17 protein-coding genes, 1 tRNA gene and 1 pseudogene are annotated in these 24,695 nt (G+C 71.8%); 9 read left to right on the top strand and 10 right to left on the bottom strand.

Going from position 1 to position 24,695, the window contains the following annotated elements:
* Positions 1-70: 70 nt before the first annotated feature.
* Positions 71-217, top strand: coding sequence for a hypothetical protein (locus ACGFI8_RS36380; protein WP_392811592.1), 147 nt, complete (start codon positions 71-73; stop codon positions 215-217).
* A gap of 14 nt (positions 218-231) precedes the next feature.
* Complete coding sequence (locus tag ACGFI8_RS36375) at positions 232-5,199, top strand: carbohydrate-binding protein (RefSeq protein ID WP_392811591.1); 4,968 nt, start codon at positions 232-234, stop codon at positions 5,197-5,199.
* Positions 5,200-5,296: 97 nt separating this feature from the next.
* On the opposite strand, the gene ACGFI8_RS36370 is transcribed toward ACGFI8_RS36375, so the two are convergent.
* Entirely contained in the window at positions 5,297-5,575 is a 279-nt protein-coding gene (locus ACGFI8_RS36370) for a zinc-binding dehydrogenase (protein WP_392811666.1), read from the bottom strand.
* Between the two features lie 415 nt (positions 5,576-5,990).
* Positions 5,991-6,146, bottom strand: a pseudogene (locus ACGFI8_RS36365) (alcohol dehydrogenase catalytic domain-containing protein); the annotation flags it as partial.
* Positions 6,147-6,428: 282 nt separating this feature from the next.
* Here ACGFI8_RS36365 and ACGFI8_RS36360 point away from each other — a divergent pair.
* From ACGFI8_RS36360 to ACGFI8_RS36350, 3 genes are all read left to right on the top strand, one after another.
* Positions 6,429-6,911: a nuclear transport factor 2 family protein gene (locus tag ACGFI8_RS36360; protein ID WP_392811589.1), complete on the top strand. Its 483-nt coding sequence runs from the start codon at positions 6,429-6,431 to the stop codon at positions 6,909-6,911.
* Positions 6,912-6,981: 70 nt separating this feature from the next.
* Entirely contained in the window at positions 6,982-9,219 is a 2,238-nt protein-coding gene (locus ACGFI8_RS36355; protein ID WP_392811588.1) for an ATP-dependent RecD-like DNA helicase, read from the top strand.
* A 43-nt stretch (positions 9,220-9,262) separates the two neighbouring features.
* Positions 9,263-9,335: transfer RNA gene (locus tag ACGFI8_RS36350), tRNA-Leu, on the top strand.
* Between the two features lie 20 nt (positions 9,336-9,355).
* Here the strand turns inward: ACGFI8_RS36350 and ACGFI8_RS36345 are convergent.
* Positions 9,356-9,874 (bottom strand): hypothetical protein, encoded by a 519-nt coding sequence (locus ACGFI8_RS36345; protein WP_392811586.1) that lies wholly within the window; start codon positions 9,872-9,874, stop codon positions 9,356-9,358.
* A gap of 182 nt (positions 9,875-10,056) precedes the next feature.
* Between ACGFI8_RS36345 and ACGFI8_RS36340 the strand changes: the two genes are divergently transcribed.
* Positions 10,057-10,716: a response regulator gene (locus ACGFI8_RS36340; protein ID WP_392811585.1), complete on the top strand. Its 660-nt coding sequence runs from the start codon at positions 10,057-10,059 to the stop codon at positions 10,714-10,716.
* Positions 10,717-10,725: 9 nt separating this feature from the next.
* On the opposite strand, the gene ACGFI8_RS36335 is transcribed toward ACGFI8_RS36340, so the two are convergent.
* Positions 10,726-11,391, bottom strand: a complete 666-nt coding sequence (locus ACGFI8_RS36335; protein WP_392811584.1) for an ABC transporter ATP-binding protein — start codon at positions 11,389-11,391, stop codon at positions 10,726-10,728.
* A gap of 75 nt (positions 11,392-11,466) precedes the next feature.
* Positions 11,467-11,835, bottom strand: coding sequence for a hypothetical protein (locus ACGFI8_RS36330; RefSeq protein WP_392811582.1), 369 nt, complete (start codon positions 11,833-11,835; stop codon positions 11,467-11,469).
* Positions 11,836-12,204: 369 nt separating this feature from the next.
* Between ACGFI8_RS36330 and ACGFI8_RS36325 the strand changes: the two genes are divergently transcribed.
* The gene (locus tag ACGFI8_RS36325) at positions 12,205-13,302 is read left to right on the top strand and encodes a peptidoglycan-binding protein (RefSeq protein ID WP_392811581.1); all 1,098 of its coding nucleotides are present in this window, start codon (positions 12,205-12,207) and stop codon (positions 13,300-13,302) included.
* 83 nt (positions 13,303-13,385) lie between these two features.
* Here the strand turns inward: ACGFI8_RS36325 and ACGFI8_RS36320 are convergent, their stop codons facing one another.
* Positions 13,386-14,585 (bottom strand): ABC transporter permease, encoded by a 1,200-nt coding sequence (locus ACGFI8_RS36320; RefSeq protein WP_392811579.1) that lies wholly within the window; start codon positions 14,583-14,585, stop codon positions 13,386-13,388.
* Positions 14,572-15,723: a peptidoglycan-binding protein gene (locus tag ACGFI8_RS36315; RefSeq protein WP_392811577.1), complete on the bottom strand. Its 1,152-nt coding sequence runs from the start codon at positions 15,721-15,723 to the stop codon at positions 14,572-14,574. The genes ACGFI8_RS36320 and ACGFI8_RS36315 overlap by 14 nt, the downstream gene beginning before the upstream one ends.
* 265 nt (positions 15,724-15,988) lie before the next feature.
* Between ACGFI8_RS36315 and ACGFI8_RS36310 the strand changes: the two genes are divergently transcribed.
* Positions 15,989-16,360, top strand: coding sequence for an MmcQ/YjbR family DNA-binding protein (locus ACGFI8_RS36310; RefSeq protein ID WP_392811575.1), 372 nt, complete (start codon positions 15,989-15,991; stop codon positions 16,358-16,360).
* Positions 16,361-16,456: 96 nt separating this feature from the next.
* Here ACGFI8_RS36310 and ACGFI8_RS36305 read toward each other — a convergent pair whose 3' ends face one another.
* The 3 genes from ACGFI8_RS36305 to ACGFI8_RS36295 all read right to left on the bottom strand — a co-directional run bounded on the left by ACGFI8_RS36305 (position 16,457) and on the right by ACGFI8_RS36295 (position 22,833).
* Positions 16,457-17,977, bottom strand: coding sequence for a family 43 glycosylhydrolase (locus tag ACGFI8_RS36305; protein ID WP_392811574.1), 1,521 nt, complete (start codon positions 17,975-17,977; stop codon positions 16,457-16,459).
* Positions 17,978-18,172: 195 nt separating this feature from the next.
* Positions 18,173-22,213, bottom strand: coding sequence for a discoidin domain-containing protein (locus ACGFI8_RS36300; protein ID WP_392811573.1), 4,041 nt, complete (start codon positions 22,211-22,213; stop codon positions 18,173-18,175).
* A 383-nt stretch (positions 22,214-22,596) separates the two neighbouring features.
* Positions 22,597-22,833: a hypothetical protein gene (locus tag ACGFI8_RS36295; RefSeq protein ID WP_392811571.1), complete on the bottom strand. Its 237-nt coding sequence runs from the start codon at positions 22,831-22,833 to the stop codon at positions 22,597-22,599.
* A 283-nt stretch (positions 22,834-23,116) separates the two neighbouring features.
* On the opposite strand from ACGFI8_RS36295, the gene ACGFI8_RS36290 reads away from it, so the two are divergent.
* A complete protein-coding gene (locus tag ACGFI8_RS36290; protein WP_392811569.1) occupies positions 23,117-24,688 on the top strand; it encodes a mucoidy inhibitor MuiA family protein in 1,572 nt (523 codons plus the stop codon).
* Positions 24,689-24,695: the final 7 nt, after the last annotated feature.

Below are 24,695 nucleotides of genomic sequence, written 5' to 3'. Positions count from 1 at the left end.
CGTCCTTGGCTCAGTCTGCATGTCGGCGGCGGCGCCTTCCGGCGGTCGCCCTGGCCCTCGGGGCCATCGCATGACGGCCGCGGACCGCCTGCGCGGCGCCCGCGCGCGCTCCGCCCCGCGCCTCGCCGCCCGCGTCGCGCCCATGCTCGCCGCCGCCGGTATCACGCTGCCCGGCGTCGTCGCGGTTTCCGCGATCCACCTCGTCACCGTCAGCTAAGGAGACACCGCAGCATGAGGCAACGACTACGGCGGGCGCTCGCCTCCGCGCTCGCCGTCGCACTGGTCGGCGGGACCAGCGCCGCGATCGGCCCGGACACGGCCGGCGCGCAGGACGTCCCGCCCGGGTCCACCGGCGCGCCGGTCATCAATCTCACCGACGGCCAGACGCTGGAGGGCACGGTCCGGGTCGACGCCGAGGCGGCGGTCGAGAACGACTCGGTCGTCTCGCTCACCGTCGACGGCGTCCCGGTGAACGCCAAGCCGACCGCGGGCACGGCGCGGTTCGCCTTCGACATGGGCGGCAACGGTACCGAGGCCCGCTACCACAACTCCATCACGGTCAACGACCACACGGCCGAGGCCGACCGCGTCTACTTCCCCGACATCCCCGGCAGCCGCGCCGGCTCGCTGGACTTCCCCGGCGAGTGGCTGCACGCCGGCGTCAACACGGTCACCGTGCGCGCCGGCTGGAACTGGGTCGACACCACCAACGCCGCCGCGGTCGGCGTGGAGAAGCTGCCGTTCGGCGAGGGCCTGCGCTGCCCCAACTACGACGACTTCGCGCTCAGCAGCATCAGCCTGAGCCTGCTCGGCGTCGTCGCCGACGGTGAGCAGAACAACTTCAGCTACAGCTTCGGCGACGGCACCTGCGGCAGCTCGCCGCACCTGCTGAAGCAGGACCTGACCTTCGTCGTCTCCGGCACGCCCGGCAGCAGCACCGCCGGCCTCGGCGCCGACCTGGACACCACGACGCTGGCCAACGGCACGCACACGGTCGCCGCGACCACGAAGTCGGGCGCCACCACCCGGGTCACCGTCGGGGTCAACAACGCCCCCGCCGGCGCGCCGAAGATCACCCCGGCCGACGGCGCCCTGATCCGCGGCAGCCGCCCGGTCATCGCCGCCCTGCCCGCCGGCGGCGCCGGCACCGTCGAGTCCCTCGCGATCGACGACCGGCCGGCCGAGAACGCCGAGACGCTCGCCCCGGGCACCGCGACGCTGGGCCTCACGATCGAGGCGGGCAACTCGCTCGAGGCGAGGTACCACAACTACCTGCTCGTCAACGGCAACCGCGTGGACCTCGGCGGCGACTACGGCGTCGCCGGCCAGGAGACCGTGGCGATCAAGTTCCCCAACCGGTTCCTGCACCTCGGCGACAACGTCATCCAGGTCAAGACCGGCGACTACAACGGCACCCTCAACGGCGTGACCTGCGCGAACCACGACGACTTCCGGCTGACCCGCGAAGCGACGCTGCTCGCGATCGGCACGGCCGGCACGGTGACCGCGGGCACGACGTACATCCTGACCACCAACGGCACCACCGTGACCAAGGCGGCGACCACCGCCGCCTCCCTCGCCCTGGGCGACGGCACCTGCGGCGCCAACAAGGATGCCGAGTTCCACTTCGACATCGCCGGGGCGCCGACCACGCGGACGATCGAGACCCTCGGCGCCGCCGTCGACGCGCACCTGCGGGTGTTCGTCGGCGGCAACGGCTCCGACGCCGGCTTCGACAACGTGGTGCTGATCAACGGCATCCCGATGGACCTCGGCATCTGGGAGAAGGAGGTCGCCGACCTCGCCTTCCCCAACGAGTGGCTCGTGCCGGGCGTCAACACCGTCGAGTTCATCGCCGGCAGCGACCACGGCAGCGCCAAGCCCGGCGGCTGCGACAACTACGACGACTACACGCTGCGCGACTTCGAGCTCGCCCCGGTGGGCGGCAAGGCGACCCAGCTGACCAGGCACATCGCCGAGAGCACGGTGACGATCGGCTCGGCGAGCTACCCCACCGGCCAGCCGGTCACCGTCTACATCGGCGACGGCACCTGCGGCAGCAGCTTCAACGGCACGCTGGACAAGACGATCCTGTTCGACGTCACCGCCGACGACGGCGCCCCGGCGGCGGCGCTCGGCCGGCGCGCCGACGTCGACACCACCGCGCTCGCCGACGGGGCGCACACCATCAAGGCCGTCGTGGGCGACAAGGCCTCGACCCGGCGGTTCACCGTCGACAACACCGCGCCCGAGATCGAGAACAGTGTCCCGGCCGAGGGGCAGAACCTGACCTCGACGGTGGCGCTCGTCATCAAGATCAAAGACGCGTCGGGCGTGGCCGGCACGCCGGCGATCACCCTGGACGGCAAGGCCGTCGCCCAGGGCGACCAGATCGGCCGCGGCCTGCCGGCCGGCGCGCACACCATCGCCGTGAGCGTGACCGACATCCTCGGCAACACGGCCACCCGGCAGATCCACTTCACCAGCGCCAACATCCCGGACGTGCCGACCGACCTCGCCGCGGCCCTGACCGGCACCAACCTGCCCTCGGCCAACCTGTCGGCGAAGGTGCCCGGCGCCGCCGGGGTGCCGCTCACGGCCACGTTCACCAAGGCCGACGTCGTCCTGCCCACCGGCGGGTACCAGGGCACGGCGAGCGCGGTGCCGACCACGCTCGACGTCGCGCACGACGGCAGCGTCGACCTCGGTTCCCTACGGCCGCTGGACGGGCGCACCGTCGACACGCCGTCCGGGCGTGACGTGGTGTTTCAGCGGTACGACCTGAACGTCGGCACCGCCGCGTCGCCGACCCTGCGCTGGGAGGGCACCATCGACCCCGAGCGGGTCGTGGCGCTGCGCGTGTGGGACCCGGCCGCGAAGCAGTGGGTCGTGCTGACCAGCTCCCGCGGCCAGGCCGAGCACAGCACCGTGCTGGCCGCGCAGCTCGGCGACGGCTACCGCGACGGCGGCACCGTGCACGTGCTGGTCACCGGCGAGGACCCGTTCGCCGACGACCTGTCGCCGCACGACGCCACGGCGCAGCTGGACAAGGACCACTTCGAGGACCCGAGCACGTACGACTTCGCGCTCGCGCACTTCACCGACACGCAGTACCTCTCCGAGGGCGCGGCCGGCGGCACGTACGACAACTGGAACGGCAAGCAGGAGCCCTCCGACGTGGAGACCGCCGAGGAGCAGGCGATCTGGGCGGCGGCGTACAAGGACACCACCCAGTGGATCGCCGACAACGCGGCGAGCCGCAAGATCGCCTACACGGCGCACACCGGCGACGTCATCGAGAACGACTACTACGACCCGCTGGCGAAGAACCCGGACGGCTCGCTGCAGCGGCCGGGCCTCAACGAGGAGGTCGAGAAGGAGCTCGCGCTCGCCTCGGGCTACCAGAAGATCCTCGACGACAACGGCGTGGTCAACCAGGTCATCGCGGGCAACCACGACGACCAGTTGGGCGCCGAGACCGGGCCGGACTCCCGGTTCAGCCGGACCTTCAGCGCCGACCGGTATTACCGGGTGGCGAAGGGGTGGCCGGCCGGGACCGAGTATCACGCCTGGGACGAGCAGGTCAACGCCGACGGCACGGTGAAGCCCGGCAAGGACAACCAGAACAACTACGTGCTGTTCTCCGCCGGCGGCCTGGACTTCGTCGCGGTCGGCCTGTCCTACGGCGTCACGCCGCAGGAGGCCAAGTGGGCCGACTCGATCTTCAAGCGGTACAAGGACCGCAACGGCATCCTGCTCTCGCACGACTACCTCAAGCCGTCGACGAGCCCCGACGGCCGCGGCGCGGCCTTCTCCGCGCCGGACGGCTCGCCGCTGTACAAGCAGGTCGTCGAGGCCAACCCGAACGTCTTCCTGGTCCTCGCCGGCCACGAGCACGGCGTGGGCACCAACCTGAAGACGAAGGTCGGCGTGACGGTGGCGCACGACGTGGTCGAGCTGCTGGCGGACTACCAGTTCTACACGGTGCCGGCCGGCGAGCTGTGGCCGAAGCTGGTCGACGCCAACGGCAACATCGACGTCAACGGCGACGGCACGCCCGACCACAAGGCGACCGACCGGCTCCAGTTCGGCGCGAGCTTCCTGCGCCTGCTGCAGTTCGACGTCAAGCGCGCCGAGATGCACATCGACACGTACTCGCCGTTCCTGAACAACTTCGGGGCGACCAAGTACGACATCCGCCAGGACGGCAGCCAGACCAAGCCGCGGTACAACGGCGCCGAGGACAACCTGACGCTGCCGGTCGACCTGACCAGCCGCAAGACGTCCTTCGCCACCGACTCGCTGGCCGTCTACGTGCCGTCGGGCACCATCGGCACCGACCAGGTGCAGGCCAACGGCACGGCCAAGGTGACCTGGAGCGGGCTCGCCCCGGCCACGTCGTACGCCTGGATCGTCTCGGCGAAGAGCGCCGACGGCGGCGTGGCGGTGGCCCAGCCGGCCGTGTTCCGCACCGCCAAGGGCGCCCCGACGCTCACGGCGAGCACCGCGCCCGTCGACTGGGGCACGGCGGCGACCGTCACGGTCAAGGTGAACGCGGACGGCGCGCCGGTCACCGGCACCGTGGAGCTGCGCGAGGGTGACAAGATGCGCGGCTCGGTCGCCCTGGACGCCAACACGGCCACGTTCAAGCTGCCTCCGGGCCTGGCGGGCGGCAGCCACGCGCTGACCGCCTCGTACACCGGCAGCGACACGTTCGGCCCGGCCCAGGCCACCGTCACCGTGACGGTGAACCTGCCGCCGGCGTGGAGCTCGTCGAAGCAGTACAAGGCCAACGAGAAGGTCAGCTACGACGGCCGGCCCTACGTCGCGGCGTGGACGACCAAGAACGAGAAGCCCGGCGACCCGAACGGTCCGTGGCAGGAGCTCGCCATGATCGAGGACGGCGCCGCACTGTGGACGGCGTCGCGGATCTTCAACAGCGGCGACGTCGCGATGTACAGGGACAAGAAGTTCAAGGCCCGCTGGTGGACCCGCAACCAGGCCCCCGGCGACCCGAACGGACCCTGGGAGGAGATCGCGCCGCCGTCACCCGGCGGCGGCCCCGCGGCCTGGACGCCCACGACGGTGTACAACGCCGGCGACCGGGTGACGTACCAGAACCACGTGTACGAGTCCAAGTGGTACAGCCGCAACCAGGTGCCCGGTGACCCCGGCGGCCCCTGGAAGCTGATCGGCTGACATCACGCCGGGAAGCCGGCCGGGACCCGAACGGTCCCGGCCGGCTTCTGCATGCCGCCCACCGCCGCAGCCGGCCAGCCGCGGATGTGTGCGCCGGTCAGGGGCGCAGCACCACGCGCCGGCCGTGCAGCTCCCCGCGCTCCACCATGCGGTGCGCCTCCGCGGTCTCGTCCAGCGGCAGCTCCACGGTCGCGCGGGGGCGCAGCCGGCCCGCGGCGAGCAGCCGGTTGACGCTCACCGCCGCCTCCGCGAGCTCCGCGGCGGTGGCGTGCGAGATGACGAAGCCGGTCACCGTCCGGTCGTGCAGGTACAGCGCGCCGACCGGCAGCACGGGCCGCGACCCGGCACCGGCGAGCACCACCACGCGGCCCCGCAACGCCAGCAGCTCCAGCGCCTTTTCCAGGTCGTTGCGGCCGGAGGTGTCCAGGTAGAGGCCTGGCGCCGCCGGGGCAGGCCAGGGCCAGCCGGGCGGCCAGGTCCGGGGCGCGGTAGTCGAGCACCTCGGCCGCGCCGAGGCCGGCGCAGTACTCCGCGTCGGCCGCCGAGGCGGTCGCGACGACCCGCGCCCCGGCCTCTGCGGCCAGCACGACCAGCGCCGCGCCGACGTTCCCGCCGGCCCCTTCGACGACGACCGTCTCGCCGGCGCGCAGCCGGCCGTGCGTGAACAGCGCCAGATACGCGGTGGCCGCCGGGTTGACCATCGTGACCGCGGTCGCCGCCGGCACCCCGGCGGGCAGCCGGTAGAGCCGCTCGACCGGGACCACGGCCCGCTGCGCCGCCGCGCCCTGCCGCCCCGCGTGGCCGAGGCTGTTGCACCACACCGGGTCGCCCGGGGCGAGGCCGGCGACCCCCGCGACTCCCGGCCCGGCCGCGGCCACCGTGCCGACCAGGTCCCGGCCGACGACGAACGGCATCGGCAGCGGGGTGCGGAACAGCCCCGAGCGCACGAACGTGTCGACCGGGTTCACGGTGGTGGCGAGCACGTCGACCAGCACGTCGGTGGGGCCGGGGACGGGGTCGTCGACCTCGCCGTACCGGATGACGCCGGGCGGTCCGAGCTGCTCGAGGTATGCGGCGCGCACGAGCGCCGATTCTCCGGCCGGGCCGGGCCGCCGCCAACCGGAACCGCCGGCCCCGGCCGGGTTTCACCCCGCCGCGTCGCCCGCCCGGCCTGTGTGAGGGGTAGTCGTCAACGGTCGACTCGCACTCGCAGGAAGCCCGGAGGAACCATGACCCAGCACCCGCCGCTGCCGCCGTTCACGCTCGAGACCGCCCTCGCCAAGGTGCAGGGCGCCGAGGACGCCTGGAACACCCGCGACCCCGAGCGGGTCGCGCTCGCCTACACCGAGGACTCGGTGTGGCGCAACCGAGACCAGTTCATCACCGGCCGCGCCGAGATCGTCGCGTTCCTGCGCGCGAAGTGGGCGCGGGAGCTCGACTACGCGCTGCGCAAGGAGCTGTGGACGTACCACGACGACCGCATCGCGGTGCGGTTCCAGTACGAGTGCCACGACGCCGGCGGCCGCTGGTGGCGCAGCTACGGCAACGAGCTGTGGCATTTCACCCCGGACGGGCTCATGTCGCGACGCGAGGCGAGCATCAACGACGTGCCGATCGACGAGGCCGACCGGCGCATCCTCGGGCCGCGCCCGGACCACCTGCGCGGAGCCCCGCCGTCGCCGCACGTGTGGACCATCGGCGGCGCGGCCTGAACGACCCGGGCGGCGGAGACCGGCGCGCGGCTGACCGGCGCCGGCCTGCGACGTATGTACGATGTCGGGCGTGTCCACGTCGCCGCCGGTCGCCGACGCCGGTCGGTCCGCCGGGGTCGTGCTGGACGCGGTGCTGGAGCGCATCACCTACGTCAGCGAGGACACCGGATACACGATCGCCCGGGTGGCGACCGATCGCTCCGGCCAGGACCTGCTCACCGTGGTCGGGTCGCTGCTGGGGGTGCAGCCGGGGGAGAGCCTGCGGCTGGTCGGGCGGTGGGGGTCGCACCCGAAGTACGGCAAGCAGTTCGAGGTGCACTCGTTCACGACGGTCCTGCCCGCCACGGTGCAGGGCATCGAACGGTACCTCGGCTCCGGCCTGATCAAGGGCATCGGCCCGCGGATGGCGGCCCGCATCGTCGGGCACTTCGGCGCCGATACGCTCCGCGTCATCGAGGAGGAGCCCGGCCGGCTGGTCGAGGTGCCCGGCCTCGGCCCGAAACGCACCGGGATGATCGGCGCGGCGTGGGAGGAGCAGAAGGCCATCAAGGAGGTGATGGTCTTCCTGCAGGGCGTCGGCGTGTCCACGTCGCTCGCCGTGCGCATCTACAAGCAGTACGGCGACTCGTCGATCTCGGTGGTGCGCAACGAGCCCTACCGGCTGGCCTCCGACGTGTGGGGCATCGGCTTCCGCACCGCCGACACGATCGCGCAGGCCGTGGGCATCCCGAGCGACAGCCCGCAGCGAGTGCAGGCCGGCATCCAGTACACGCTGTCCGAGGCCGCCGACAACGGCCACTGCTACCTGCCGGAGCCCAACCTCGTCGCCGACGCCGCGCAGATCCTCGCCGTCCCGCCCGACCTGGTGCGGACCTGCCTGGACGACCTCGCCGCCGCCGACGGCGTGGTCCGCGAGGCGGTGCCCAACCCGAGCAACGACGGCGGCACCATCCCGGCGGTCTACCTGGTGCCGTTCCACCGCGCCGAGTCGTCCCTCGCCACGAGCCTGCTGCGGCTGCTGTCCACGCGCGCCGACCGGATGCCCGCCTTCGGCACCGTCGAGTGGGACAAGGCGCTCGCCTGGCTGCGCACCCGCACCGGCACCGACCTCGCCGAGGAGCAGGAGCAGGCGGTACGCCTGGCGCTGACCGCGAAGGTGGCGGTGCTCACCGGCGGCCCCGGCTGCGGCAAGTCGTTCACCGTCAAGTCCGTCATCACCCTGGCCGCGGCGAAGAAGGCGAAGATCGTGCTGGCCGCCCCGACCGGGCGCGCCGCCAAGCGGCTCACCGAGCTGTCCGGCCACCCGGCCACGACCGTCCACCGGCTGCTGCAGCTGCGCCCCGGCGGCGACCCCTCCTACGACCGCGACAACCCGCTCGACGCCGACCTCGTGGTGGTCGACGAGTCGAGCATGCTCGACCTGATCCTGGCCAACAAGCTCGTCAAGGCGATCCCGGACGGCGCGCACCTGCTCCTCGTCGGCGACGTCGACCAGCTGCCGTCGGTGGGCGCCGGCGAAGTGCTGCGCGACATCCTCGGCGCCGGCAGTGTGCCCCGGGTACGGCTCACGAAGGTGTTCCGGCAGGCCGCCAAGTCCGGCGTCGTCGTCAACGCCCACCGCATCAACGCCGGGCAGGCGCCCGTGTTCGGCGAGCACCCCGACTTCTTCCTGTTCCCCGTCGAGGAGGCCGAGGCCACCGCGGAGACGGTGGTCGACATCGTGGCCCGGCGGGTGCCGCGGCGCTTCGGCATCAAGCCCCGCGACATCCAGGTGCTCACCCCGATGCACCGCGGCCCGGCCGGCGCCGGCAGTCTCAACACGCTGCTGCAGCAGGCCCTCGCGCCGCACCGGGAGGGCGCCCCGGAGCGCCGCCACGGCGCCCGGGTGTTCCGCCCCGGCGACAAGGTCATCCAGATCCGCAACAACTACGAGAAGGGCGCCGCCGGCGTGTTCAACGGCACCGTCGGCGTCGTCACCGAGCTGTCCCCGACCGACCGGCAGCTGACCGTGCGCACCGACGAGGACGAGGACATCGACTACGACTTCGACGAGCTCGACGAGCTGCAGCACGCCTACGCCATCACCGTGCACCGCTCGCAGGGCAGCGAGTATCCCGCCGTCGTGATCCCGGTGGCGATGAGCGCGTACACGCTGCTGCAGCGCAACCTGCTGTACACCGCGGTCACCCGTGCCAAGCGGCTCGTCGTGCTGGCCGGCAGCCGCAAGGCCCTGGCCATCGCGGTGCGCACCGCCGGCACCGGCCGGCGACACACCGCGCTGACCCACCGCCTCAGCCGGCCGACGTGATGTGCGGCCGGCACCGTCGCGTATCTTGGGTGCACGGCCGCGCGTCCCCGTATCCCAACGGCAGAGGAACGGAGCTCAAACCTCCGACAGTGTGGGTTCGAATCCCACCGGGGGCACCCTCGTCCCGGGCGGCCGGTCAGCGTCCCTTGGTGGCTCCCGGGCCGGCGTCGACGCTGATCGGGCCCGGCTCCAGGCTCCGGCAGGCGGTGTCCGCCCGCTGCCATCTCGGGTCGTCCTCGGCCGGCATGGCCGGCTTCGGGTGGAAGATGCCCTCGTCGTCCGGGTCGGGCCAGTCGGGCAGGCCGTTCGCACGGATGCAGCCGGCCCACCGGCGCAGCTTGGTGATTTCCTGGGCGGTCACCGCCCGGTGCGACTCGCGCGGCAGCGTCCCGGCCTGCCGGAAGAGGTCCGTGCACTCCGGGGCCGGTTTCGGGGCCATGGCGGTGGCGCCCGGCGGGAACGTCCAGCGGCCGCCGGTCTCCACCGGGTCGGGGTAGTCCGGGAACCCGTTGGCCCGCATGCATCTCGCGGCGTCGGCGAGCTTCTCCCGATTGTCCGGGGCCGGGGCGGCCGTCGGCCGGCTGCCGGTGCCGCCGCTGCACCCGGCCAGTGCGATCATCGCCGCGCCGGTCGCGGCAAGCACGCGGATTCTCATGCCTGACACGCTCGCCGACATCGCCGCACCACGCTTCCCCCGGCGGTAGCCTGCCGCTCCCCGCATTCGGGGGGTGGCCCGGCTCCGCCTCGGGTAACCGACCGTGTGCCCGGGGAAGACGCACCGCTCGATATCCTGGAGGCCGGTGACGACATCGACCGGCGGGGGCGGTGCGGTTCGGCATGGTCAAGGTTCTGATCGTCGACGACCATGAGGTCGTCAGGCACGGGCTGCGATTCATGCTGGCGCAGGAGCCGGACTTCGAGATCGTGGGCGAGGCCGTCGACGGCGTGACGGCCCTCGCCGAGATCCGCCGCTGCGAGCCGGACGTGGTGCTGCTCGACCTGATGATGCCGGTCCTGGACGGCCTCGGCGTGCTGCACGCACTGCGTGGCGAGCAGCGCCGCCCGGCGATCATCGTGCTGACCTCCTACGCCGACGAGGCCAAGGCGATGGAGGCGGTGCGTGCCGGCGCCCTGTCCTACCTGCCCAAGACCACCACCGCCGACCGGGTGAGCGAGGCGGTGCGGGCCGCGGCGACGGGCGGCAGCGTGTTCGAGCCGGGCGTCGCCGCGGCGCTGGTGCGGCGGTGGCGCGAGCACGAGCGGGAAGGACCGCTGGAGCGGCTCTCGGCGCGTGAGCGGGACGTGCTCGTCGAGTTGTCCCGGGGCCGCTCCAACCGGGAGATCGCCCGGTCGCTGTCGCTGGGCGAGCAGACGGTGAAGTCCCACGTGTCGAGCATCCTCACCAAGCTCGATCTGCAGGACCGCACTCAGGCGGCGATCTTCGGGCTGCAGCACGGACTGGTGCCGCTCGGCGAGGCCCTGCGCAGCGGCGACTGAGCCCGGCGGTCAGCCGGCCAGCAGGCCGTCGCGCATGGCGACCTGGCGCTGGCACGCGTCGGCGACGGCCTGCTCGTGCGTGATGATCACCATCGTGGTGCCGGCGCTGTTGAGCTCCGCCAGCAGCGCCATGATTTCGCCGCTGTTGTTGGAGTCCAGGTTGCCGGTGGGCTCGTCGGCGAAGACGATCGCCGGCCGCCCGACCACCGCACGGGCGATCGCCACCCGCTGGCGCTCGCCGCCGGAGAGCTTGGTGACCGGGTGCCGGACGCGGTGCCCGAGCCCCACCCGCTCCAGCGCCTCCTGCGCCGCCGCGCGCCGCTGCCGCGCCGGCACGCCGCGGTACAGCAGTCCGTTGGCGACGTTGTCCAGCGCGTTGAGCGATTCGAGCAGGAAGAACTGCTGGAACACCACGCCGACCCGGTGCGCGCGCACCCCGGCTAGCTGCCGGTCGGACAGGCCATCCACGGCCATGCCGTCGACGACCACCGAGCCGGCCGTCGGCCGGTCCAGCGTCGCCATGAGGTTCAGCAGCGTGGACTTGCCGGAGCCGGACGCCCCGGTGATGGCCAGCATGTCGCCGGCCTCGACGCTCAGGTCGACGCCACGAACGGACTCGACGGGCGGCTCGCCGGGGTAGGTCTTGCGGACTTCGCGCAGCTGGAGGACGGCCATGGCGCCACGATGCCGGGGCCGGGACGCCCGCGCATCCCCCAAAGGTCAATCGCGACCTGCCTCCTTTCGGGGGTGCTACCCGTGGGTGTTCGGCTTCATGAACGTGCCCTGGGGCGGCTCTTGCGATGTGCAGGCATTGGTCGCGTTGTGCTGCTCCACATTGTCCTTGGCCCTCAGATGCTCCGGCGGATCGAAGTAGCCCTCACTGTCCGGGTCGGGCCAGTCGGGCAGGCCGTGTGCACGCATGCACCCGGCCCATCTGCGCGCCTGGGCCAAGTACTCCGCGCTCGTCGGCGGTTTCGGTCCCTGTTCGTTCTTTCCGGCGATGAACAGCCTCGCGCAGGCGGATGGCGGCTGTACGTTGGGCGCGGAGTCCGGAAACCCCCAATGGCCGTCCTCGAACCTGACCGGGTCGGGCCAGTCGGGATACCCGTTCTCGCGCATGCATCTGGTCGCCTCGAGGAGCGTCGAGGGCGCGGGCCCACCACTGGACGTGGCAGTCGGACTGTCGCCGCGGCCGCACCCGGTGAGCGAGATCAGTACTACCGTTCCTGCCACGGCGAGCGTTCGTAGCTTCATGCTTCGACGCTCGCTGACGCCGCTGCGAGGTCGCTTCCCCCAAAGGTAGCCGCCCACCGCTGGACTTTGGGGGAGTGTGGGGGACCAGGGATGCGCTTCGAGGCGCCGAAGACCCGAATTGGGGGGCCGGACCTGCCACTATTTGGGGAAGCGGCAGCATACGACGTCCGGCGAGGCTGTATGCATGGAGCCAGTCTCGGGATCTCGTCCCATCGAAGCGCAGGGGCGGACGACGTGAATCGCAAACGCGGCGCCGTGGTGGCCGGGGTCGCCCTGGCCGGAGTGGCGGGTGCCGGCGCCGTCGCGTTGATCGATAACCGCTCGTCCGTCGACGGGCGGCAAGCCGCGACCGACACACCGGCCGCGACGGCCCCGATCGTCAGCACCGACGTCTCGCGCCGCCAACAGGTCACCGGCACGCTCGGGCGTTCCGGGTCGTTCACGGTGGTTGCGCCGGGCCAGGGGACGCTGACCTGGCTGCCGGCCGTCGGCTCGGTGGTGGGCCGTGGCAAGCCGGCCTACGAGGTCGACGGCAAGCCGGTCATGCTCCTGTTCGGCGAACGCCCGCCGTGGCGCGCGTTCCAGTCCGGGATGACCGACGGGGTCGACGTCCAGCAGCTGGAGGACAACCTCAAGGCCCTCGGCTACGGTGCCGGACTCACGGTCGACCAGCACTTCTCGCCGGCCACCTCCCGGGCAATCCGCCGCTGGCAGGAGGATTCGGGCCTGCCGGTCACCGGCGCCGTCCCCCTCGGCCAGATCGTGTTCGTCCCCGGCGCGGTGCGCATCGCCGGCAGCGACCTGCGCGCCGGCGCGTCCGTCGGCCCGGGGACGACGGTCGAGCGGGGCACCGGCGAGCAGCGGGCGATCACCGTGCAGGTGTCGACCAACGTGCTCGCCGCCGTGCACGCCGGCGACCCGGTCGTGGTGGACCTGCCCGATGGCAGCCGCAAGACCGGCACCGTCACGACCGTCGCAGCGGTGACACAGCAACAAAGCACCGGCGCTGCCGACGGCCGGCAGCAAGGCACCACGGAGCCGTCGGCCTCGGTCATCGTCACGATGACGGGCGAGATCGGCGGGGTCATCGAGGACGCGCAGGTGCAGGTCGGCATCACCGTCGAGGCGCACCGCGGGGTGCTGGCCGTGCCCGTTCCGGCACTGCGGGCGCTGGCCACCAACGAGTATGAGGTGCTGGTCGCCGACCGGACGCAGACCCGCCACGTGCCGGTCAAGGTCGGCATCTTCGACCAGGTCCTGGGCGTTGTCGAGGTCACCGGCGACGGGCTGGCCGCCGGCCAGCGGGTCGCCGTCCCCGGCGACGCTTCCTGACGGGCACGGCGCGGCGGCGCGAACGCTGAACGGGCCGCCGGATCTGCTTCCGGCGGCCCGTTGTGCGTGCTGGTGTGCGCGGGTCAGGCGGTTCGCAGCGCGTCGGTCGGCGGCAGGTGCGCGGCCCGCAGCGCGGGGTAGAGGCCCGCGACGGCGCCGGCGGCGACCGACACCAGGATGCCGCCGTACAACGCCTCGGGCGGGATCAGCGTCGCCCAGCCGCGGTACACGGCCATGCCCACCGTGACCCCCGCGCCGATGGCGATGCCGGCGATCCCGCCGAGCGTGGCCAGGATGAGCGACTCGGTGAGGAACTGCGCCGCGACGTGGCCGCGGGTCGCGCCGAGCGCCCGGCGCAGGCCGATCTCGGTCCGCCGCTCCAGCACGGCGATCACCATCACGTTGGCGATGCCGATCGCGCCGACGAGCAAGGCGATCGCGCCCAGCCCGAGGATGAGGCCGGCACCGGACCGCATGACGCTCAGCTGGGCGGTGAGGGCGTCCGAGGGGCGGCTCACGTCGACCCGCGAGGGGTCCTCCGGGTTCGCCGTGCCCGCGAGCAGTTGGGAGACGGCGGTGACGTACTCGGTCTCCGCGCGCAGGTAGATCCGGCTGGGGTGGCCGTTGTAGCCGAGCAGGTGCCCGGCCGAGTCGAACGACACGATGGCGGCCTGGTCGATCTCCGGGGCGAGGACGAACGGCTTGAGGATGCCGACCACGTTGTACCAGTGGCCGCCGAGCCATACCCGGTCGTTGCCGCTGACGTCCGAGATGCCGAGGGTTGAGGCGGCCGAGTAACCCAGCACCGTGACGGGGGAGTCGTCGTCGCTGATGAACCGCCCGGCGAGCAGCGACCCGTCGAGCGTGGTGAGCAGTGACGCGTCCGCGGCGCGCACCGACCGCCCACCGGTCCGGCCGGTGGCGACGTGGTCGTTGCGGAACACGGTCACCCCGGCGAGCTTCGCGGTAGGCGCCACCGACCGCACGTGCGGCAGCTGGCGGATCATCGGCGTGGCGGTCGTCGGCAGGATCTGCTCCACACCCGCCTGCGGGGTGCCGTTGGCGACCGTGAGCAGGTTCGTGCCGAGCTGGTCGATCTGCGCCAGGAGCGCCGACTGGCTGGAGCTGGTCACGCCGAGCACCGAAACGATCGAGGCGATGCCGATCGCGATGCCGAGCCCCGACAGCAGCGCCCGGACCTTCCGCGAGCGAAGCCCGAGTGAGCCCGTCGGCAGCAGGTCTCGGGTGCGCAGCGTGCTGCGCGGCATCTCATGCGTCTTCACGTGGGACCTGCACCTTCTGCCCTTCGGCGAGGCCGTCGCCGCTCACCTCGGCCGTGCCGGCGAGCTCGTCGAACAGCCCGGTCCGCACCGCGACGCGCCGCCTGGTCGTGCCGTCGACCAGCATCAGCTCGTACTCGCCGTCGGAGACGCAGTTGAGCGCCGCGATCGGCACCGTCAGGACGTTGGGATGCGTGGCGCGGATGAGCCAGACCTGAACGGCCGCCTGGTCGACGAAGCCGGTCGCCTCGCCCTCGATGCGGACCGTCACCGCGACCGTGGTCTGGTTCTGGCCGTTGCCGGCGTTGCCGCTACCACCATTGCCATTGCCATTGCCATTGCCATTGCCATTGCCATTGCCATTGCCATTGCCATTGCCATTGCCATTGCCATTGGTATTGCCGGTCGACGTCGCGGTGGCGCCGATGGCGCTCACCTTGCCGTTGCGGGTCTTCCCGTCGGGCAGGGTCACGACCACCGCGTCGTTCACCGTGATCCAGCCCAGCTGCCGCGTCGACGCGTTGAGGTTGACCGCGGGCTCATTGCTCGTGCCGTACTCCACGGGCCCGCCCGGCTCGACACGCGTGCCCGGCTCGAGCTCGTGGCCGCTCACCCGGACCGCGCCGGGCATGAACGCGATCATCCCCATCGGTATGGAGCCGGTCACCGTGACGTGGACGGCCTGCTGCCACCGGCGGATGGCGTTGGAGGTGGCGCTGGTGAACTTCTGGTCCACGGTCAGCCCCTGGCCGAAGCCGAGGTCCCGCAGGTTGCGCTCCAGCTGCTCGACGTCGGCCCCGTCGCTCATGCCCGGCGTGAAGTCCCGCCAGACGGGGCGTGCGCCGTAGAACAGCGTCACCCGCCGGCCGTCCACCTCGTAGAGAGCGTCGCCGCGGTTGACGACCGTGCCGATCGGCGGCAACCAGGTGAGGGTGCCCGGCCCCGACCCCGGGACGACGTACGAGCCCGAATATCCGAGCGCGCCCGTGACGAACTGCCGCTCCGAGATGGTCCTCCGGGTCACTTCGGCGGTGGACGTGCTCACCGAGGCCGGCACCGGCGGGCCGTCGTGATGCGGCAGCTGCTCGGCCACCACCAGACCCGTCGCGCCCGCGAGGCCGACCAGGGCAACGCCCGTCACAACCTTTGACGTTCGGCTCATGGCAACCGCCCCGTGCCACGGCGAAACACGCCGCAGGCGCAGCCCGGCACCGAGCCAATGGGATTGTCCAGTACGGTCATGGTAGGACCTTCACCCGCACGGTCCCGTTGACGCTTCCCCCAAAGGTAACCCGCGCCGAACCCAATTTGAGGGGTACCGCGGCCGGCCCCGTCTCCGGCGGCCGCCGCCACGCGGACCGGATAGCCTGTGCGCATGCGGATGGCGACACCCGGGAGGCGCCGGCATGGCTGACGCGCACGACGTGCGCCGGCTGGCGCTCGCGCTGCCGCACGTGGTCGAGATCGACAGCGACGGGTTCGACTTCCGGGTCGGGAACAAGGGATTCGTCTGGTCGTATCCCGAGCGGCTGCCGGGCCGGCCGCGGGTCATCCGCACCGACGTCGCGGTGCTGTACGTCGGCGACGAGGCCGAGAAGCAGGCGCTGCTGCTCGGCGAGCCCGAGCGCTTCTTCACCACGCCCGCGTACGACGGCCTGCCGCTGGTCATGCTGCGGCTGGAGACGGTGGACGCCGACCGCCTGGCGGAGCTCGTCACCGACGCGTGGCGGATGCGCGCCCCGGACGAGCTCGCCGCCGACCTCGACGACCCGAGCTGAGCGTCCGGACCACGACGTCGGACGGCACCTGAAAACGAGCGCCGCGGCGGGCCGGTGGGGAACCGGCCCGCCGCGGCGACGGGGCAGCGGTCGCCGTCAGGCCGGCTCGCCGGACGGCACCGCCAGCGGCGTGCCGAGCGCGGCCGGCACGCCGAGGTTCGGGGTACCGTCGGCGTTCCAAGTGATCTTCTGCGCGCGGGTGCTGCGGTTCATGTCGCAGCCGCCGCTCGCCGAGCTGTTGGCGTGGTAAACCATCCAGTCCTCGGTGCCGTCCGGCGACTTGAAAAACCCGTTGTGGCCCGGGCCGTAGACGCCGTTGGCGTTGGAGCGCTGGAACACCGGCGTCGAGGACTTCACCCACGACGACGAGCTGAGCGGGTCGCCGCCGTTGTAGGTGAGCATGCCGAGCTTGTAGTCGGGCGTGGAGCAGTGGCTGGCGGAGAACACGATGAACGTCTTGCCGCCGTGCGTGATCACCTCGGGCGCCTCGTTGACCGCGCCGCCCACCGTCTCCCAGCTGTACGTCGGGGTGGACAGCAGCCGCCGGGTGCCGCTCGCCGTCCACGGGTTGGACAGCGGCCGGATGAACATCGGCTGCGAGCCGTTGTAGTACGTGCCGAGCAGGTACAGTTGCCCGTTGAGCTGCAGGATCGTCGGGTCCAGCTCCCAGGTGTTGTCCTGGGTCGGATCGAGCATGTCGGCCTTGAACGCGTAGGGGCCCATCGGGTCGAGCCCGGCGCTCTCCAGCACGTGGATCCGCTGGGTGCCCAGGTTGTACGGCTCGGCGCCGGCGACGTAGTACAGGTACCACCGCTTGCCGTTGGGGCCGTCCAGCAGGTGGAACTCGGGCGCCCACATGGTGCCGGCCCCGTTGGGGCGGGTCAGGTTGAAGATGACGGTCTCCGGCGCGGTGGCCAGGCCGCCCAGCGTCGCCGACTTCCGCATCGTGATCGTGCGGTTCCACGTGGTGGCGGCGAGGTAGTAGTAGCCGTTGTAGTACGTCAGCCACGGGTCCGGGCCCTGCGGGTCCAGCGGGTTGGTGAAGGTGCCGCCCGATCCGCCGCCGCTGCCCGGGTTGTACGCGGGGAGCCGCCACACGCGGGTCAGCGCGCTCGTGCACGGCAGCTGCACCAGGTTGGCGTTGGCCGCGGTGCTGTCCCCGGCGGGCGCGACGCACTTGCCGGAGTGCACGGCCACGAGGTTGAAGGTGTTGCTCGCGCCGGCGACCGTGACGGCCTGCAGCCGGAAGCGCTGGTTGTTCTGGCCGTTGCAGGTGTACTGGATGACGGCCGCGTTGTCGGCCGTGGACTGCCCGGTCACGTCGATGCACGAGCCGGCGGTCAGGGTGCCGATGGTGTACGTGTTCGCCACCCCGGTGACCGGGGTGAACGTGAACGTTTCATTGGCCGCGTTGTGGCAGGTGTACGCGACCAGCCGCAGGGCGTTGGTGGAGCCGCTGTTTGGCACGTCGATGCAGGTCGTCCCGGCCTGCAGGGCGGCGCTGCTGCTGAACGTCACCGGCGCGGCGGCCGCCGGCGACGCCACGAACGCCAGTGGCAGGAGCACGGCCGCGAGCAGGGCGGCGGCGGCCCGTGGCGGGCGGGCATGACGGTTCATTTCTCACGTCCTCGGATCGGGTCTTCCGGCCGAAAACCATTTCGGAGATGGTGCCCAGTCGATGCGATGGACGTCAATGTTGTGACACTATGTTCCAGGAATCAGGCATTGCGGCCGTCGAAATGCTTTCGGCGCGCGGCTCGACGCGGAGCGGGGGCCCCGAGTCGATCGGGACCCCCGCCGCTGTTCGTGAGGTCAGTTCGGGGTCCCGTTGAACACGAACTGGGAGCCCGGTTCCTTGACGACGCTGCCGGTTGCCGAGTTGGTGATGGTGACGTTGGTCAGCGTGGCGCTGCCCCGGGCGCTGCCCATGGCCAGGATGCCGGCGCCGTTGTTCGACTTGTCGATGCGGACGTTGGTGATGGCGACGTTCGGGTACTGGCCGCTGCCCGCCTTGAACTGGATGCCGTCGTAGGTGGAGTCGGAGATGTCGGTGTCGCGGATGGTGACCCCGACAATGTCGCTCGACGGCGCGAACAGGGTGATCGCGCCGAACTTTTGCTGCTCGCCCCAGAACACGCCGCCGCAGCGGTACAGGCCGTTGTTGGCGATCGTCGTCGTGCCGGAGAACGCGATGGGGGAGTGGTCGGTGGCGAGCATGATGCCGGGGTAGTTCATCGTGTCGGAGATCAGGTTGTTCTCGATGACGTTGCCGTAGCCGCCGTAGACCGCGATGCCGTTGGCCCGCCAGGGCAGCTGCACCGTGTTGTTCGTGAAGTGGTTGTCGTGGCCGACGTCCACGGACTGGTCCTTGACGTACGTGCTCGACCACACCGCGAGGGAGTCGTCGCCGGTGGTGCGGAACGAGGAGTTGAACACCGTCGAGTTGCGCGAGCCGTTGGCGAAGTTGATGCCGTCGGCGTAGGTGTCGCGGATGCGCATCCCGGTGAACTGCAGGCCGTCGGCGGGGTTCCAGTAGGCGGGCGTGTCGCTGTAGTCGCGGCCGACCCAGGCGCCGACGTTGGTGTGCTCGATCCACACGTTGCTGATCTTCGTGTTCTTGCCGAACCGGCCGTTGAGCCCGTGGCCGCGGTCCTTGCGGTTGGTGGTGCCGCCGAAGATGGCGATGTCGGAGATCTGGACGTTGTCGTCGATGTCGAAGCCGACGTTGCCCTCGTGCGGGTGGTTGATGTTGCCGACCACCTTCTGCGGCTCGGTGGTCGTGTACAGCTGGGAGTACCACATGCCGGCGCCCTTGATGACGACGTTGCGGATGCCCTTCTGGTTGTACTGGCCGCGGGCCGGGTCCGGGGTCAGGATCTTCTGCTCCTGCCGCCACTGCCCGGCCGGGATCCACACGCAGGAGATGACGCCGTTCTGGTTGTCCATCACCGCCTGCTGGATCGCCGCCGTGTCGTCCTTGCCGTCGTCCGGGATCGCGCCGTACTGCGTGATCGAGGTGCAGCCGGCCGGCTGGGTCAGCGGCGGAGCGACCTGCTCCAGGTCGATGAGGTCGATGACGTAGAACGCGGCACTGTCCCCGGCGTCGCGCTGCAGCTTGAACTTCGTGCCGACCGGGTAGCTGCGCGAGAGCAGCGCGTGCGACTCGTCGAAGAGCCGGCGCGCGTCCCCGCCCGGGGTGTTGGACAGCGACTCGGTGTCGTCGCTGTTGCCGTACAGCCAGCTGAAGTGCGAGGAGAGGGTCAGCTTCTGCACGAAGACGTTGTCGGCGTACAGGCTGATCGTGTAGTCCTGCCCGCCGCCGGAGGGCGAGTCGGGCACCGAGTTGCGCACCACGATGGAGTTGGCCTGGTTGGTCGAGGTGAACTCGACGTACTGCCCGGCGGTGTCCAGCCGCACCGACTTACGCCCCGACGACTCGGTGGCGAAGTTGGTGTGCCCGAACGTGCGCAGCGGATCGGCGGTCAGCAGCGTGCCGTTGTAGGTGCCGTTCTCGGCCTCGTACTCGGTGTACGGCACCGCGGCGCCGCGACCGACCACGATGGACTGTGACAGGGAGTTGTTGTTCTCGTTGGTCTCCGCGACCACGTTGGTGGCGTCGGCGGTGGCCACGATGGTGGCCCCGCCCGCGACCGCGGTCCAGGTGCCGGGGATCGCGACGTTGACCGTCTGCCCGGCGCCGATCGGCCCGGTGTTCGCGTTGAGCGTGGTGCCGCCGACGGTCACCCGGGTGACCGTGGTGACGGTGACCGCGGTGGTGCCGCGGTTGTTCACGGCCACGGTGAAGGAGACCGCCGCGCCGACGGCCGGGCTGGCCGGGTTGGTGGTGATGGACAGCACCTGCAGGTCCGGGCCGGGCGCCTGGGCCACCACGAGCGGGCTCGCGGCGGTGAACGTGTTGTTGTCGTAGTTCTGCTCGATGACGGTCTTTGCCGGGTTGACGGTGGCGGTGACCGGGTACGAGCCGATCGGGCGCGTGCCGGCGTCGAACGTGACGGTGGTGGACGCGCCTGGCTGCAGCGCCCCGACCGCGGCGCTGCCCGCGACCGCGCCGCCCAGGGCGAAGTTCACGCTGGTCGCCGGGGATGCGGCGGTACCGCTGTTGCGCACCGTCGCGGACAGGGTGATCGGGGTGCTCTCGTTCACCGACGTCGGCGTCCAGCTGAGCCCGGTGACCACGAGGTCGGGGTTGGGCGCCATGGTGCCGAACACCTGCAGCTCGGCCACCTGCCCGCCGGGCGCGCCGGTGTTCGAGAAGAACTGCAGCTGTACGTCGGCGACCCGGCCGCTGACCGGGATCGTGACGGTGTTCTGGTTGCCCGACGGGCTGAACGCGTAGTCCGCGCGCGCCGTGAGCGTGGTGAACCCGGTGGCGGATTGCTCGCGGCCGAGCACGGCGAAGTTCTGTGTGCGCGGGCCCCAGGCCGTGTCCGGGTTGAGCTTCACCGCCAGCGAGGTGAGGTCGGCGTTGGCGCCGAGGTGCAGCGTCAGCGTCGAGGTGAAGCCGTTGGACTCCCAGTACGTGCCCACGTTGCCGTCGTTGGCGTTGGCCGCCGCGAACGTGAACACCGACGACGACGCCTCGATCGCCTTGCCCGGCGCCAGGTTCGTGCCGCTCGGCGGGGTGGTGCCGGTGCGGGTCACGTGGTTGCTGTCGGCGGACTCGTTGCCGGCGTTGTCGCGGGCGCGCACCCAGTAGGTGACCGTGGCGGTGGTCGGCTGGGTGTCGGTCCAGGTCAGCACCGTGCCGGCGACGGTTGTGCGGGCGGTGCCGTCGGCGTAGACGGTGTAGCCGGCGATGCCCTGGCTCGACGTGGACGCGGTCCAGGTCAGCGTGATCTGCCCCGGCGTGGGCTCGGTGAAGGCCAGGTTGCCCGGCGCGGTCGGCGGCTGCGGCGGGTCGACGTTGGTGCCGTACACCTCCAGCTCGGCGACCTGCCCGGCGTTCTGCACGCTGTTGGCGGTGAAGTTCAGCCGGACGTACCGCGCGGTCGCCGGGGTGACCCCGATGGTGACCGTGTTCGCGGCGGCCGGGTTGAACGCGTACTGCGCCGACGCGACGAGGTCGGTGAAGTTCGTGCCGTCGGTGCTGCCGCGCACGGCGAAGGTCTGGTTGCGCGCGCCCCAGCCGGTCGGCAGCTTGACCACGACCCGGTTCACCTGCCGCGACGCGCCGAGGTCGACCTGCAGCCACTGCGGGAACGCGCCGCCGTTGCTCTCCCAGTAGGTGCCCTGGTTGCTGTCGACCGTGTTGCCGGCGGGGTAGCCGCCGACGCTGCTGCTGGCGCTCGCCGGGCGCCCGGCGGCCAGGTTCGGCCCGGTGTTCGTCCCGCCGGCCCCGTACACCTCCAGCTCGGACAGCTGCGCGGCGGGCCAGGCGGTGTTCGCGGTGATGTTGACCCGCACGTACCGCACCGTCGTCGCGGTGAAGTTCACGACCACGGTGTTGCCGTTGGCGGGATCGAAGACGGCGCCGTACGGTGCCGACAGGTCCGTCCAGTTAGTGCCGTCGGTGCCGCCGCGGACGCTCAGGTTCTGGGTGCGGGCGCCCCAGCCGGCGGGCAGCTTGAGCACCACCTGGTCAATGCTGGTGGCGCTGCCCAGGTCGAGCTGGATCCACTGCGGGAAGGCGTTGTTCGGGCTCTCCCAGTAGGTGCCCTGGTTGCCGTCGTTGACGTTGGCGGCCACGTACTGGCCGTTGGCGCCGCTGGCGGTGACGGTCTTGCCCAGGGCGAGGTTGGGCCCACCGGCGGCGTGGGCGGGTGCGGACGAGGCGGCGGCGCCGGCGACGGCCAGGATGACCGTCAGGGCGCCGGCGAGCAGCTTTGATCTCATGGGGTGTCGTTGCTCCGTTCGGACGACAGCGCGGGTCGCCGGTCGATGGCAGGCGGTCGGCGGTGCGCCTGCCGCGAAGTTGCAAAAGGTTGCCAACTTCTTGCGGACGTGAAATCTAAGGTTGCAGATATTTCGTCAATTCGTCAACGGTCGATCACCTTGGATCGCCTTGGATCGCCGGACAGCGGCGGCGCGTCGATGCGGTAGAGTGACCGCGTGGTCACAATGGGCATTCTCGTGGAGTGATCGCGGGCGCACGACTACCGCCACAAGCCCGGAGTGACCGACGTGCGGTGCTACTACGTCATCAACCCGGCGTCGCCGCACGGCGAGTGGGCGCGCCGCGAGATCATCCGGCCCGCGACCCGGGCGCTGCGCGCCGACTACGGCATCACGGTCGAGCCGCTGGCCCGCGGCGAGATCCCGCCGACCGGCCCCGGTGTCATGGTGCCGATCCCGGCGAACACCTGCGCCCGCGCGAACACGTCCTCCAGCCGGCCCGCATAGCGCAGGAAGTGCAGCGCGTCGACGAGCCAGGCGTCGGTCGCGCCCGAGAAGAACGTGAAGCCGGCGGCGAGCAGGAACGACACGCCCGCCCACGCCAGGACGCCCGCGTGCATGCGCCAGTCCAGCCAGTACAGCAGGGTCGTGACCGTGAGGGTGCAGCCCCCGAGCAGGGTAGGACACGCGGCGGCCCCACGTGTCGGCGACGGAGCTGGTGGGCACCTCGAACGTTGCGGCTCGTCGGGACCACGGCGGTCAGCCCAGGGAGGCCCTCGCGGGCTGGCAAGGATAGATCGCCGTAAGCACCCGCATGTGTCGGGGCCAGTGTGCCGCACCTCGGCTGATCACGGCCGATCAGGTCCGCCCGGAGACTGTGCGCGGGCTGCTACGGTGCGGATTGTGCAGAACTCGATCGACGCCGGGATCGTCGCGGTCACCGTCTACCCCACGCAGGCGCGGGTCACCCGCCGCGGCCGGGCCACCCTCGACGCCGGCGACCAGGTCGTCGAGGTGGGGCCGCTGCCGCTGAGCCTGGACGGCGACTCGATCCGGGTCAGCGGGCGCGGCCCGGCCACGGTCCTCGGCGTGGACGTCGCGCTGCGCCGCCGCGCCGAGCCGTCCGACGCCGCGGTGACGGCGGTGCGGCAGGAGCGGCGCGGCCTCGCCGCCGAGTCGGCCGAGATCGACGACGCGGAGACGGTACTGCGGCAGCGCCAGGCGTTCCTGACCACGCTGGGCGAGCGGGCCAGCGGCGCCTACGCGCGGGCGCTGGCCTCCGGCGAGGCGGCTCCCGACGCGGTCGCGGCGTTCACCGCCACGATGGGCGGCGAGCTGACCTCCGTGCTGGCCGGCATCCGGGAGCTGCAGCGGCGCCGCACCGAGGTGACCGACCGCATCGCCGCGCTGGACCGGCAGCTGCGCGACCTGTCCGGCAAGCGCGAACCCGACGCGCGCTACGCCGTCGTCACGCTCGCCGTGTCGGCGCCGGGCCCGGTCGAGCTCGACGTCTCCTACCAGGTCCCGGAGGCCGGCTGGCGGTCCACCTACGACGTCCGGCTGACCGGTGAGACTCTGGAGGTGACCTGGTTCGGCCTGGTGGAGCAGCGCACCGGCGAGGACTGGCCGGAGTGCGAGCTGGCGCTGTCGACCGCCCGCCCGTCGGGCGTGGTCGCGATCCCCGAGCTGCAGCCGTGGTATCTGGAAGCGCTGCCGCCGCCGGCCCCGCCGCGGTCCTTCGGCGGCTACGGCGGCCCGCCGCCCGCGGCCCCCGGGATGGCGGCGCCGGTCGCGGCGACGGCGATGCTCGACGAGGGCGCCCCGATCGAGCTGGCCCAGGCGCGGGTCGAGGAGGGGCCCGTCGCGGCGACGTACCGCCCGGCGCGCGCGGTCGCGGTGCCCGCCGACGGCACCACGGCCCGGGCCACGATCGCGGTGTTCGACCTCGCCGCCCGGCTGGACCACGTCACCGCGCCGGCCCGCTCGACCGACGTCCACGTGCGCGCCGTGGTGACGAACACGTCGCAGCACACGCTGCCGCCCGGGACGGCGGCGGTGTTCCACGAGGCCGACTTCGTCAGCCGCACCGGGCTGCAGACGTGGGCGCCGGGCGAGGAGCTGGAGCTGGCGCTGGGCCTGGACGACCGGATCCGCGTCGAGCGCGAGCTGGCCCGCCGCACCGCCACCAAGGCGACGCTGGGTTCGAGCCGCCGCCGCGAGGTCGAGTACCACACCAGGATCGGCAACTACACGGGCCGGCCGGTGCGCATCACGGTGCTCGACCAGCTGCCGGTCGCCCGCCACGAGGCGATCACCGTCCGGGAGACGGTCGTCGAGCCGGCGCCGGCCGAGCGCACCGACCTGGGCGTGCTCACCTGGCGGCTGCTGCTGGCGGAGGGGCAGACGCAGGCGCTGCGGTTCGGATACCGCGTCGACACCGGCAAGGGCATCGAGCTGTCCGGCTGGCGCGAGTAACGCGGGT

The sequence above is a fragment of the Dactylosporangium sp. NPDC048998 genome (assembly GCF_043197855.1).
GTDB lineage: Bacteria > Actinomycetota > Actinomycetes > Mycobacteriales > Micromonosporaceae > Dactylosporangium.
The sequence above is the reverse complement of the archived record's forward strand: the minus strand, read 5'-3'. Positions and strand labels throughout refer to the sequence as shown.